Source organism: Pseudoalteromonas sp. P1-30 (assembly GCF_001400005.1).
GTDB classification, from domain to species: Bacteria; Pseudomonadota; Gammaproteobacteria; order Enterobacterales; family Alteromonadaceae; genus Pseudoalteromonas; species Pseudoalteromonas atlantica.
In genome coordinates this window covers 22,442-35,816 of record NZ_LKBC01000001.1, presented here as the reverse complement: position 1 = coordinate 35,816, position 13,375 = coordinate 22,442, and the positions used below count along the sequence as shown (strand labels likewise).

14 protein-coding genes are annotated in these 13,375 nt (G+C 40.5%); 10 read left to right on the top strand and 4 right to left on the bottom strand.

Features of this window, described 5'->3' with window-relative positions; translation table 11 throughout:
• Window positions 1–3: 3 nt before the first annotated feature.
• From AN395_RS00160 to der, 3 genes are all read left to right on the top strand, one after another.
• A complete protein-coding gene (locus AN395_RS00160; protein WP_004586990.1) occupies window positions 4–624 on the top strand; it encodes a tetratricopeptide repeat protein in 621 nt (206 codons plus the stop codon).
• 10 nt (window positions 625–634) lie between these two features.
• Window positions 635–1,813, top strand: a complete 1,179-nt coding sequence (bamB, locus tag AN395_RS00155) for an outer membrane protein assembly factor BamB (RefSeq protein WP_004586989.1) — start codon at window positions 635–637, stop codon at window positions 1,811–1,813.
• 73 nt (window positions 1,814–1,886) lie between these two features.
• A complete protein-coding gene (gene der / locus AN395_RS00150; RefSeq protein WP_054981647.1) occupies window positions 1,887–3,353 on the top strand; it encodes a ribosome biogenesis GTPase Der in 1,467 nt (488 codons plus the stop codon).
• Between the two features lie 109 nt (window positions 3,354–3,462).
• On the opposite strand, the gene AN395_RS00145 is transcribed toward der, so the two are convergent.
• On the bottom strand, window positions 3,463–3,963 hold the full coding sequence (locus AN395_RS00145) for a zf-TFIIB domain-containing protein (protein WP_054981646.1): 501 nt from the start codon (window positions 3,961–3,963) through the stop codon (window positions 3,463–3,465).
• 27 nt (window positions 3,964–3,990) lie between these two features.
• On the bottom strand, window positions 3,991–4,578 hold the full coding sequence (locus tag AN395_RS00140) for a DUF4202 domain-containing protein (RefSeq protein ID WP_095206604.1): 588 nt from the start codon (window positions 4,576–4,578) through the stop codon (window positions 3,991–3,993).
• 218 nt (window positions 4,579–4,796) lie between these two features.
• On the opposite strand from AN395_RS00140, the gene AN395_RS00135 reads away from it, so the two are divergent.
• The 4 genes from AN395_RS00135 to AN395_RS00120 all read left to right on the top strand — a co-directional run bounded on the left by AN395_RS00135 (window position 4,797) and on the right by AN395_RS00120 (window position 9,199).
• Window positions 4,797–6,524, top strand: a complete 1,728-nt coding sequence (locus AN395_RS00135) for a DUF885 family protein (RefSeq protein ID WP_054981645.1) — start codon at window positions 4,797–4,799, stop codon at window positions 6,522–6,524.
• Between the two features lie 50 nt (window positions 6,525–6,574).
• The gene (locus AN395_RS00130) at window positions 6,575–7,282 is read left to right on the top strand and encodes a winged helix-turn-helix domain-containing protein (RefSeq protein ID WP_054981644.1); all 708 of its coding nucleotides are present in this window, start codon (window positions 6,575–6,577) and stop codon (window positions 7,280–7,282) included.
• 155 nt (window positions 7,283–7,437) lie between these two features.
• Window positions 7,438–7,776 carry a hypothetical protein gene (locus AN395_RS00125; RefSeq protein ID WP_054981643.1) on the top strand — a complete coding sequence of 113 codons (339 nt, stop codon included), beginning with the start codon at window positions 7,438–7,440 and terminating at the stop codon, window positions 7,774–7,776.
• Between the two features lie 115 nt (window positions 7,777–7,891).
• Entirely contained in the window at window positions 7,892–9,199 is a 1,308-nt protein-coding gene (locus tag AN395_RS00120) for a DASH family cryptochrome (RefSeq protein WP_054981642.1), read from the top strand.
• A gap of 26 nt (window positions 9,200–9,225) precedes the next feature.
• On the opposite strand, the gene AN395_RS00115 is transcribed toward AN395_RS00120, so the two are convergent.
• Window positions 9,226–10,302, bottom strand: a complete 1,077-nt coding sequence (locus tag AN395_RS00115; RefSeq protein ID WP_054981641.1) for a YeiH family protein — start codon at window positions 10,300–10,302, stop codon at window positions 9,226–9,228.
• 137 nt (window positions 10,303–10,439) lie between these two features.
• On the opposite strand from AN395_RS00115, the gene AN395_RS00110 reads away from it, so the two are divergent.
• The 3 genes from AN395_RS00110 to AN395_RS00100 all read left to right on the top strand — a co-directional run bounded on the left by AN395_RS00110 (window position 10,440) and on the right by AN395_RS00100 (window position 12,678).
• Entirely contained in the window at window positions 10,440–11,318 is an 879-nt protein-coding gene (locus AN395_RS00110) for a LysR family transcriptional regulator (RefSeq protein ID WP_054981640.1), read from the top strand.
• A gap of 408 nt (window positions 11,319–11,726) precedes the next feature.
• Window positions 11,727–12,272 carry a hypothetical protein gene (locus AN395_RS00105; protein ID WP_157683934.1) on the top strand — a complete coding sequence of 182 codons (546 nt, stop codon included), beginning with the start codon at window positions 11,727–11,729 and terminating at the stop codon, window positions 12,270–12,272.
• A gap of 10 nt (window positions 12,273–12,282) precedes the next feature.
• Window positions 12,283–12,678, top strand: a complete 396-nt coding sequence (locus tag AN395_RS00100) for a type II toxin-antitoxin system YafO family toxin (protein ID WP_054981638.1) — start codon at window positions 12,283–12,285, stop codon at window positions 12,676–12,678.
• Between the two features lie 191 nt (window positions 12,679–12,869).
• On the opposite strand, the gene AN395_RS00095 is transcribed toward AN395_RS00100, so the two are convergent.
• Window positions 12,870–13,328: a thioredoxin family protein gene (locus tag AN395_RS00095; protein ID WP_054982092.1), complete on the bottom strand. Its 459-nt coding sequence runs from the start codon at window positions 13,326–13,328 to the stop codon at window positions 12,870–12,872.
• Window positions 13,329–13,375: the final 47 nt, after the last annotated feature.

The following is a 13,375-nucleotide window of genomic DNA, read 5'->3' as shown; positions in this document are numbered from 1 at the left end:
ATAATGGACATTTATTCAACAGAAGAACAACAAGCAGAAGCCATTAAGCGCTTTTTTCGCGAAAACGGCATTTCACTTGCGCTAGGTGTAATTGTAGGTTTAGGCGGCTTATACGGTTGGAAAGCATACAACCAAAACCAAATTACAACTGCTGAGCAAGCGTCTGACGAATATACAACACTTGTACAAAGTGACGATGTACTTGGCGCAGCCGATACATTCATTAAAAACAACCAAGACACAAGCTATGCAACTTTAGCCGCTTTTGTTGCGGCAAAAGACGCTGTTGATGCAAAAAAATTAGACCTTGCTAGCGAAAAACTTAGCTGGATTGTGACAAACGCCCAAAGCGAAGAGCTTAAAGCCATTGCCATTACGCGTTTAGCACGTATTCAACTTGCGCAAAGTAAATTTGACGAAGCCCTAAGTACATTAAACTCGCCACTACCAGAGGCATATAACGCCAATGTAGCTGAGCTAAAAGGCGATATTTACATTGCACAAGGTAATAAAGACCAAGCTCGCACTGCGTATCAAGCAGCTGCCGATGCAGGCGGTTTAACAACAAACCCTTTATTACAAATTAAATTAGACGACCTAGCAGTAACTAGCCCAGCGGCATAAGGTTTTAGGTATGAAAAAAATAACAACAGCAACTCTCGCACTGTGCATGGCAACGCTAATGGGTTGTTCATCAAGCGATGACGAAGACGAGTTAGTACTTCCTGAAATTGTTAATCAATTTGAAACAGACGTAGTGTGGCAAGAGTCGGTTGGCAGTGGTGTAGAACATTATTTTTCTCGCTTATCGCCTGCTGTATACAAAGACACTATTTATGTAGCTAGCCGCGAAGGCCAAATTGAAGCGCTTTCGCTTACCAATGGCGACACGCTATGGGAAACCGACGTACGTGAAGATTTATCGTTTTGGCCATGGTCAGATAACGGCACAGCAAAATTATCAGGCGGTATATTACAAGCTTATGGTAAAATTTACGTAGGCTCTGAGCACGGATTTATTATTGCCCTTGACCGCGAAACGGGTGAAGAAGTATGGCGTAAAAATGTGCCAGGCGAAGCGCTATCAAAACCAGCTGCGGGCGATGGCCTAATTTTTGTTAATTTAGGCTCGGGTAAACTATTAGCGCTGCACCCAGATACAGGCGAAGAACGCTGGAACTTCGAACAAGAAGTACCCCCGCTTACATTGCGAGGCCAAAGCTCACCAACAGTTGCAAACGGTGGTGTGTTAGTAGGCTTAGAAACAGGTAAATTAAGTGTACTCATTTCTGAGAGCGGTTATTCAGCATGGAGTGCAGAAATTGCCGTTGCTAAAGGTGCATCAGAATTTGAGCGCTTAGTTGATGTAGACACACAACCTATTATTAGCGGCCCTTACGCCTATGCCATTGCATACAACGGTAACCTAGCAGCGGTAGATATTCGCTCAGGCAATGTTGTATGGAAACGTGAATACAGCAGCTACCGCGAAATAGCGATGGATGCACAAACTATTTACTTAGTAGATAGCGAAGGCGTAATTTACGCATTAGATAAAAATTCAGGTATTGAACGTTGGAGCCAACCCGCTCTACGTGGATGGTACCTAACAGGCCCTGCAGTTGCAGGTAGCCACTTAGCTTTAGGTGACCAAGAAGGTAACCTACATTGGCTAAACAAAGACACTGGCGAGTTAGTATCTCGTGAAGAATTTGACAGCTCAGGCTTTTTTGTTGAGCCGGTTGTAGCCGACGACAAGCTAATTTTATACACCCGTGATGGTGAAGTTAGTGTGGTAAACACCCCTAACTAACTAGCTAACACTTAAAGGTTTTTGTAAGGCTTCGCACTGCGAAGCCTTTTGTTGTTTTTTAAAGAGGTAGTTTATGCTTCCCGTGATCGCTCTAGTTGGGCGACCCAATGTGGGCAAATCCACATTATTTAACCGTTTAACACGTACTCGTGATGCACTCGTAGCCGATTTTCCAGGTTTAACACGAGATAGAAAATATGGCCAAGCTAATTACGATGGCTATGAATTTATCGTGGTAGACACGGGTGGTATTGATGGCTCTGAAGAAGGCATCGAAACCGAAATGGCCGACCAGTCGTTACTAGCCATTGAAGAAGCCGATATTGTGTTGTTTTTGGTTGATGCCCGCGTAGGCATGACCGTTGCTGACCAAGCCATTGCTAATCACTTGCGCAAGCAAGAGAAAAAAAGCTTTGTGGTTGCCAACAAAACAGATGGTATTGACGCCGACTCAAACTGTGCTGAATTTTATCAATTATCATTAGGTAATATTCACCATATTGCAGCAGCACATGGGCGTGGTATTACTCAGCTTTTAGAGCACACTTTACAGCCTGTAATTGCAGAGCTTGCAGCACTAGATGAAGACGTTGCTGATGACGATGAAGAGTTAATCGACCTTTATCAAGAAGCTGAAGGCGACGATACAGACCACCAAGCGTTTGCCGATAAACCAGTAAAACTGGCTATTATTGGTCGCCCTAACGTAGGTAAGTCTACACTTACAAACCGTATACTCGGTGAAGAACGTGTAATTGTATACGATATGCCGGGCACCACTCGCGACTCTATTTATATTCCGATGACCCGTAACGACAAAGAATATATTTTAATAGATACCGCAGGTGTTCGTAAGCGTAAAAAAGTAAGCGACGTGGTTGAAAAGTTCTCAGTAATTAAAACGCTTCAAGCCATTGAAGATGCCAACGTTGTATTACTGGTTGTTGATGCTCGCGATGGTATTTCTGATCAAGACTTAAGCTTATTAGGTTTTGCGCTTAACTCAGGTCGTTCATTGGTTATTGCCGTGAACAAATGGGATGGGCTTGATGATTACGTTAAAGATCGCATTAAAACAGAGCTTGATCGCCGTTTAGGTTTTATTGATTTTGCACGCTTGCACTTTATATCTGCACTTCACGGTACAGGTGTTGGTCATTTATTTGAATCGGTTGATGAAGCTTACGAGTCAGCAACTAAACGTATTAGCACCGCAATGCTACGCCGTATTATGGACATGGCACAGGCCGATCATCAGCCGCCACTTGTTCGTGGTCGTCGTGTTAAGTTTAAATATGCGCATGCCGGTGGTTATAACCCGCCACGTATTGTAATTCACGGTAACCAAGTTCACGATTTACCCGATAGCTACAAACGCTACCTGATGAACTACTACCGTAAAGCACTTAAAATTATGGGCACCCCAATCAAAATTGAATTTAGAGAAGGTGATAACCCATTTGCAGGGCGTACTAACAAAGTAACGCTTTCGCAAAAACGTAAAATACGTGCCTTTGCAAAAGAAAACCGTAATAAATAAACGGCATAAGCGTTAATTTATTACAAAAAACGGCGTACTTTTTAGTACGCCGTTTTTTTATGCTTTATACCAATTAGCTTAATTAAGTGATCTATTTTGAGGCTTGTTATTAAAGATTAAGTAATGCCAATTGCACCAGCCGTTCAACTGTGGTGTCTTGGCTATTTTTAGGCGCTTTGGGGGAATACTTAGATTTTGGCGGCTTAATAGATATAAACCCATGATTGGTGGCCATTTCGTGCGCTAACAGCTTTCGCTCTTTGGGTGTTAGGTGGTTTTCGTGTATTTTTGCAAGCTCCCCACTATCAAGCCATATGCCAGCGCAACCTGGGCACTCGTCTATCTCAACCACTTTGAGCGGTGAAAAATACCGGCGCATCATCACTATGCTTGGGCACTTTGGGCAATTTACTCGCGATGAGACTTCGCCCTCGCCTTCGGTATATTCACTCAAATACTTAAGCAATACCTGACCATGCTTTAACTCAGGCGAGCTAAACTTAAAAATTTGGCTGTTATCAAAAAATACGCCGCCTTGCGCTGACGTAAAAACAGTAATGCCGCCAACAAGTAAAGGTTCAAGTGGCGTATTACTACGAGGACAATACATTTAAAATTCCTTTTTATTTATGTTCTTTTACTCAAGTGCTTTATGAATAAGCCCATCAAGCGGCGCTGGTAATGTAATATTACCTGCAAGTACAAACTCATGCGCGTCGTCTGACATTTTTTGCCATGTACGGCGAATAATACCTATCCATTTTTGCTCATCGTAATCAGGCTTACTATTAGCAAACCCGAGCATGTAATGCTCAATAAATACCAGGCTTGCTACATCTTCTACTAATTGGCTATCTGGGTTACGTTTAATATTTTTTTTAGCAACCGCATCATACACTCTGTTTTGCTCAGCATCGCTGTACCCAGCTTGCTGCATAAGTGCAATAACACTACTTGCATGAAATATATAAAGCGCACTACGCCATTGATGATAGCCCTGCTTGTTCATTGCAAAGTCGCTACGCGGAGACTTCCAACGTTGTATATGCTGCCCACGCACTGCAATTTGCATAAGCTCGTCAGCATCGGGGTTAAAACGGCTAAGCATATCGCTCATACGCTGTGAGTATAAATACTCTTTAGGGACACTCTCCCCATTAAATTGCTCACTGTTTGGGTCTTGGTTGTTTGCTTCATCAATTAAGGCGATTACTTTATTAAACATGACGGTCATTTTTTTATAATAAGTTTTAATCATTCTAAACGCTGATAAAACAATAAACTAGTGCGCCACTCAGTTACGCAGTGAAATTTGTTCAATCATAATATAAAACCAATAAATACAGGTTGTAAAAGTAAGCGCATTGATTAAGTTAACTTGGTACTATATTGAGCACAAATTAAAATAAAAAAGCGCGACTAACTCGCCAATAACGGATCACTATGTTTAAAAAACGTATTTTAGCTATTTGCTTAGCAGCCACCTCGCTACCAAGCCTTGCCGACAGTAACAGCGATTTAAAAACCATTATTGATAACCACTGGCAAAATGCCAAAGCTGAAAAAATATTTTTTCGAACCGATCCAGACGGTTGGAAACCAAACGGCACATTACCAAATTGGAGCGAGCAAGCCATTGCAAAGCGCCAAGCGTATAACAACAGCGTACTAAAAAGCTTAGCCAACATTGATCCAAAAACGCTCAACAAGGATCAGCTAATGAACTACCGCTTATTTAAATATGAGCGAGAAACCGAGCAGCAAAGCTACCTTTATCAAGATAAGTATTTTCCGGTAAACTTTTTAAGTGGCTGGCATACCTACTTTGCAGAAGCACCCGCTAATATGGCTTTTTTAACAGCTGATGATTACAACGCATTTTTAATCAGCCTTGCCGACTACCCGCGCTTTAATCAGCAAAATATTGATTTAATGAAAGAAGGGATAAAAACAGGATTTACCCATTACTGTAAAACCTTTGAAAATTACAGCCAAAGCATTAGCGCGCACATAGTTAAAAACCCCGAAAACAGCGCCCTTTACGAGCCCTTTACGCGTATACCTAATACATTTAATACAGCGCAAAAATCAAACTTAAAACAAAAAGCCCAAGCCGTAATTAAAGATAAAGTAATTCCTGCGTATCAGCATTTTTACGACTTTTTTGAAAATGACTATATGCCACACTGTAGAGCGCAGCCGGGCATAGCAAGCGTTAAAGGCGGGCTTGACTACTACAAGTACACGGTTAATTACTACACCACAACAAACGCCACACCTAAACAAATACATCAACTAGGCCTTAAAGAAGTCGCGCGTATTAAGGCGCAAATGCAAAATATTATTGATGAAGTAGGCTTTGATGGCACCTATAGTGAGTTTTTAGAATTTTTAGCGACCGATAAGCAGTTTTACGCAAAAGACGCGCAAGACTTGCTAGAAAAAACCGCGTTCATTACGCAAAAAATGTATGGAAAATTGCCCACTTACTTTGGCCACTTACCGCGTAACACCTTTACTATTAAGGGCTCAGCAAGTCGTGGTGCGTTTTATATGCCACCACCAGATAACCGCTCACCAGGTACTTACTTTTTAGCCTCAACACCTAAACTGCAGCCTTTATATAATTTAGAAGCACTTAGTCTGCACGAAGCCATACCCGGGCACCATTTACAAAACGCCATTGCTATGGAGCTAAATGTACCCGAATTTAGACGCACACTTAGCCACTCTGCATTTGGCGAAGGTTGGGCGCTATACACAGAACGCTTAGGTAAAGAAGCTGGTTTTTATCAAAGCCCGTACAGCGACTTTGGTCGTTTAGGCTACGAAATGTGGCGTGCAGTGAGGCTTGTTGTTGATACCGGTATTCATGCCTTTGGTTGGAGCCGCCAAAAAGCAATTGATTACTTAGCCAGTCACACCGCTTTACCACAAAGCGCAGTGGAAGATCAGATAGATCGTTATATTTCATGGCCAGGCCAAGCGCTCTCGTACAAAATGGGCGAAATAAAAATACGCGAACTGCGCACAAAAGCCGAAGAAGAACTCGGCGCTCAATTTGATATACGCAGCTTTCACGACACTGTTATTGGCCAAGGCTCATTGCCTATGGCAGTGCTTGAAGACGTTATAAACGATTGGATAGAAAAACAAAAATCGGCTATTTAACATTAATGAAGGCGGTATTATTTTCCGCCTCTTTCTAAACGGACTTTTTAATGAAACACCTACTTATTTTTATATCATTCATTTTATTTAGCAGCCAAGCTAATGCGTTTTGTTTAGAAGCATCAAACTACATAGAGGGCGTAAAATATGGCGTTTGTGGGGAGCAAACAGATTCAATTTCCCTTACGCCTTATTTTATTATATGGATGCTTTTAAATGTGTTATTTGGGCAAATGCTTAATAAACCAAATGTACACGTGGGGTTTAAGTATTTACTTTTCCTATGTGCATTTCCACTCAGCCCGCTAGTGCTTTTAATGAATTTAACTGGAATGATGGTATCTCGCGTTTATAAAAAATATTCAAACCCAGCAGCAAATAAAACCCAAGCTAACCATGTTTGCGCAGAACCTGTTATTGAAAAGCCGAGTGTTAATCAGCTAACAATTGGCGAGTACACTTTTGACAGTCTGCAGCAGTCCTTAATTGAAGAAGATAACCTCTACACATTAGAGCCTAAATGCATGCAGGTACTTAGCTATTTAATAGAACAACAGCCAAGAATAGTTAGCCTTGAAGAGTTACACAACAATGTATGGGAGAATCAAATAGTAACCGATACCGCAGTTAGACGAGTTATTAGCAAACTACGTGTAGCCCTTAACGATAACGACACAAAAAACCCCAAATATATAAAGTCTGTAATGAAGCGAGGTTATCAGCTTATAGCTAAAGTAAAAACACAACCTATTGAATAGTAATGACTTATAAAAGTTATAACCAAGGTAATACCATGGTTATAACTTTATAATAACTAGTTAATGGCTTTGTTATCGTTATTTTTTGCCAATCGTTTTAATTTGTCTAGGCGCTATAGAGCGACCCATAAAATTAAATAGTTAAGGAAGAAAATATGAAACACTTATTACCTCTATTACTAGTATTAATCATAACAGTAATTACATTAAGCCTTATTAACAGCAACGAGTGTATAGAAATAGGTAACGCATCTATTGCCAGTATTTCATTTGGCACGTGTGATTTATCTAACCCTCAATCAAACATATCACCACTTTTAGCTTTATTTTGGTTAGCCATGAGCGTTTGCTTTGCAATTACATTACCTAAATCAACTGTTGCTAATAAGTACAAAATTGCCTTATTTATATTTGGTTTACCACTCACTGTTTTTGTTTATTTAATTGCCTATATATCTGAAAATATACGCCAAGCCACTCAATCTCTTAAGTAAACCTAGATGAGCAAGTCACACTTGCTCATCCTTTCTTAATTAAATACAAGTGAAAATCAATCCCTACCCGCTTTTGCTTCGTAAACTTAATGATTACAAAAACCAGAGCATAAGTATGAGCAAACGCATTTTATATTGGCTACAAAACGATTTACGCCTAACCGATAACCCAATTTTTAGTGACCTTATGTTGCAGCAATGCGCGCTTGATATTGTATTTGTTATTAACCCGCACTGGTTTAAAAATAATAACTACCAACAAAAACCTTACGGCATACATAAGCAGCAGTTTTTAATGCAAAGCTTGTACGAACTACAACAAGCACTTATTGAACGCGGGCAAACCCTGCATGTGCTTGAGGGAGAACCCGTATCGCTTTTAAAAGCGCGTATTAATGAGCAAAATATTGATGAAGTTGTATACAGCGAACAATTTGGCCTGTACGAGCAACGCCAAATAAACTTACTCAAAGCACATTGCCCCAATACACAATTTACAGGGTCGCAGCAAGACACGCTCTTTAAGCAAAGTGACCTCCCCTTTGATTTAAGCGAATTACCTAAACACTTTACCCCGTTTCGTAAAAAGGTAGAGGCCGCTAATAGCCCTATTACATCAACAACTTTGCCAAACGGTTTGCTCCCTAAGCCAATAACTTTATGCGCAAAAAAACCTATAGAACGTATAACAAATAAAGGCGTAATGCATGGCGGGTTTAAGAGTGCGCAAGCTCATTTAAAGCAATACTTTGCAGGCACAATGCCAAGTACTTATAAAACGACTCGCAACGAGCTTGATGGCTTTAACAACACCACCAAATTTAGTACTTGGCTTGCCTTTGGCTGTATAAGTGCAAAACAAGTTTACAAAGCAGTAGAAAATTACGAGCAATGCAATACGGCAAACGAGTCTACTTATTGGATTAAATTTGAACTGCTGTGGCGAGAGTATTTTAAATGGCACGCACTTAAAGCAGGTAACAGCCTGTTTAGCTTTAAAGGGCAAAAACAAACTAAACCGCTTACTACTTTTACATCTACACGCTTTGCTGCTTGGTGTAACGGCACAACGCCTTACCCGCTTGTAAATGCCATTATGAAAGAGCTAAACACTACGGGTTACATTTCAAACCGAGCACGGCAAATTGCAGCAAGCTGTTTAGTGAACGAGTTAGGCCTTGATTGGCGATACGGCGCAGCCTATTTTGAGCAGCAACTTATTGATTACGATGTAGCAGCAAACTGGGGAAACTGGCAGTACATAGCCGGTGTGGGGGTTGACCCGCGTGGCGGCCGCCACTTTAATATACAAAAGCAAACGGCGCAGTTTGATCCAAATGGTAATTACACCAATAAATGGCACGGGCACAGTAATAAAACACAGCAGCTCGATCACTTAAACGAAGTAGATTGGCCTATTTAAGCCAATCTCCCTCCACCAGGTTATATTTAAAACAGCTGCGCAATGCCTACATTAATGGCAAAACCAGCTATGGTTAAAAACAAAAATAAACAGCCTGCTAATAACAGTGGTTTTATACCCGCTTGGCGAATAGCGCCAACATGTGTACGCAGCCCAAGTGCGACCATGGCAATGGTGAGCAATATATTATCAAACCATATAATAGCGTTTGTAGTTCCTTGCGGAATAACCGATAACGAATGCACGCCACTTGCCACTATAAATAACACTGCAAACCAAGGGATTGTAATTCCTGATTTTTGCTCGCCGCCATGTGCGTTTATGTTTGCATGCTTTTTACTTTGCCAAAACGATAAGCCTACTAAAAATGGCGCAAGCATCATTACGCGTAGCATTTTTTCTATCACGGCGGTGTCAGCCGCATTGGCACTTACCGCAGTCCCTGCTGCTACCACTTGAGCAACTTCATGAATAGTTGAACCAACAAAAATACCGTACGCATGCTCACTCACACCCATATATTCAAACATAATTGGGTAGGCAAACATACTTAACGTGCCAAACACCACAACCGTTGCCACCGCTACCGATACTTTATGCGCTTGTGCTTTTATAACCGGCTCTGTTGCCATTACCGCTGCGGCGCCACAAATAGAGCTACCCGCACCTATTAGTATGGTTGTTTGTTCATCAAGCTTAAAAGCTCGCTTACCTAGCTGTACTGCTAATATAAACGTACCAAGCAGCATTACCACATCGGTTAATAGGCCATGCCAGCCTACACCCGCTACTTGCGCAAAAGTAATTCTAAACCCAAATAAAATAACGCCCGCTTTGAGTAATATACTTTTAGCGTAATCAACGCCTACATCGGTACGCGTAGCAATGCGCGCAAACACGCTGTTGCCCACAATAATGCCAAGCACAATACCAATTGTTAAGGAGCTAAATTGCGCACTTTGCATTATAGATAGCTTACTTAATGCAACAGATGCCCCCGCTAACACAACCACCAGCAGCATACCTAACCACCAGCGCGTATCGCCGTATTGCTTAGTATTAATACCTAGAGGCTGAAAACTATTTTTAATAGCGCTAAGCATAATATTCCCTCACTTAAACCATATTGATGTGTTGACTTAATTGTAAGAAAGCTCAAAATATAACTCCAATATATTAAAATCATGATTTGATAACTTAAAGTTATACAATTTAGAGTTATGCAATTTAAGGTTGTTCAATGAACTTACATGCACTTAGGGTGTTTTATACAGTGGCTAAATTGGGTAGCTTTTCAGGCGCAGCCGAAGCGCTTTTTATAAGCCAGCCCGCTGTTTCTAAGGCGCTAAAAGAGCTAGAGCATCAGTTAAACATTCAACTTATTGAACGTGCATCTAAGGGTAAAAAGCTCACCTTAAGCGAAGGTGGGCAAGCACTTTTTGAACATGCCCGCAGTATTTTTGCTATCGAAAAAGCCGCCATTGAAGATATTAAATCGCGAACAGGGCTTAAGCGCGGTACATTAGTTATAGGCACCAGCACCACCATTGCCAGTTATTGGCTACCGCCTTATTTAGCCAAATTTTGTGCGCAGTACCCGCATATAAAAGTAGAAGTACAAGTGGCAAATACCGCACACATTGAACACGCACTACTCGAGTGCACCATTGATTTAGCGCTGGTTGAAGGCACACCTACCGAGCCGCACATTATTAGTAAGCACTGGCAAAATGATTTAATGAGTGTGGTTATACCGAGCAACTTTAAGCCCACTAAAGACTTAACAGCATGGTTAAATAAGCAGTTTTGGTTATTACGTGAGCCAGGCTCTGGCACGTTAGAAATGTCGGTAAAGTTATTAGCACAACATGGCGTACAGGCTGAGCAAAGTATGCAATTAGGCAGCAACGAAGCCATAGCTAGGGCCGTTGCTCAAGGTATGGGGGTCGCTTTATTGCCAAACGTAGTCACAGAAGATTTAGTGCAGTTAGGTAAATTAACACGCCTGAGCCAAAAAAATAACGAGCAACTCTCTCGGCCGCTATACCAACTGCATTATAAAGACAGACCGTCTTCGCATGCTGCACAAGCATTCGAAAAAAGCTTGTTTAGTGAATAGATGCATAAATTTAACCGTTATATGTATGTTGCGTATCTGCCAATTACGAACACTAATTACATAATATGTGAGAAGTCAAGATTTGCCCCTTTGACTCCTCATAATCGGAAACATATTTTACCTTTGATATAACAATTATTTCTTAATCTTTATGAAGAGAATTATAGCTGATGAAAATAACTATGGTTACTTGATAAAGATATCACTCCCCTGCTAATGTAGATTGTAGTAATTGACCTATATAAAATAAATTAAGAGCAGGTTAAGACTAAAAAACTATAATCCCTTACCTGTTTTATCAATTTTCTCTTGTGTTCTGTCTCAATACATGGATAATTCGCAAACCTGCATTACTATATAACCCAATTAACGCAGGATAGTTTAATACGCTATACTAGGAGTATCGCTATGATTAAGGGGACTGTTATGTTGTTAGCAACTTTAGTTTCCAGTGCTTTAAGTGCTGCTACTGCACATGACGAAGCAGAGTTATTTAATTCTACCGCTATTGTTGCTCAGGATGAGATTTGTAACGTAGATATAAATCAAAAACTTGCAGTTAAATTAGCCCGTTTAGACGAGACGCTTTTAATTGCTAAAAAAGCTTACTTTGAAATCGCAAATGATAATGATCTTGAAGCTGGTACTTTTGAAAATATGGCTGATCTAGAAACAGCAGATGCTGTTTTAAGAGCTATTTCACAGTTTCTGAAACGTAATTGGGCTCAGCACAATGAAGAAATTTATGCAAATCATGGTGTAGAGATCTATTCTAATATCAAGTCGTTGGTTGCGAAAACAGCTCAGCTTCGTAAAAACATCTCTAATATTTTAAGAGTGTTGAAAGAAGCTCAGGGGCAAGTAAGTACCTCAGATAGTAATGAATTCACAGCTTCTGCTGAGTTTTTTACTGCTGCAGATACTGTTACGAATAATATGTTTAACATACACTAAAGAGTGAAACATGGAAGTAAGCGTCGAGTTTAGTGCGAAGCTTGAAGCAGGCATTGAGCAATATGGATTTAAAATAAAGCCTCTTCAAGCCGATCTTGAAGCTTATTTTTCTGGAATTAAAAAGCCACACTACCTTGGTAAAGATGCCCCATTTGAAAGACCTGAAGGAATTGAAAGTGCAGAGGTTCACCATTTACACGTTTTTATAGAAGGTATTTCTTGCCTTGATACCTGGGAAAAAAGTAAAACTTCAGACTCTTACATCGTTTACACGTACGGTTATATGAATGAAGATGCCCATCTAGTAATGGCAATAATTAAAGATGGCGCGCATAAAAAATGCCGAAATCACAGCACAATGAGAGACTTTAAAAAAATTGCAGAAGAATTTAGAGAAAAGTGCTGAGGCTGAACTATTTATATGGGCTTTTTATGCCTTCTCGCATGGAAACCTTCTCCCTTTCTAAAATGAAAATACCAAATGGGTAAAACCTCAACTTCACACATTATAATATTGAGATCGTTCAAAACAGCCCACAAGCTAACTTATAAGTCTATTAGGCTGAATCAGTAAGCTCTCACAGCCCCAAGCTCTACTCACAAACCCTGCGTTAAATCTTGCGCCAATGTACCCGTTGGCTTTTCAATTACGCGTACTAACTCTTTACCATCGTCTTTTACTATAAACGTTGGCGTGTATTGCAAGTCGTGCGCTAGTGCTATTCCAGCGTCGTCTTGCTTGTTGTAACCCACGGCCACATATTTAACGCTTGCAAGTTTTACCTTAGACGCATCAAGTAACTTAATAAGCTTTGGTACTTCGCGTTGGCTGTCGTGACACCAAGTGCCAAATAATACAACTAATGCCTTGCCTTCTAGCTTTTGCATTAAGGCTATATCTTGCTCGGTTGGCGTAAATGCGTTGTACTGCTTATTAAACTTATCGTAATCGCTTAATAGTACATCAGTTGTAATATCGCCCGAAAATGGCGCAGTAGCGGCATTACTTACAAGCGGCATGCTTAACGCGCACAATAAAATTAATTGTTTAAACATAAGGTTAAAGTAACTTTTAAAGTGAGTAATTAAGCTCACTATACTGA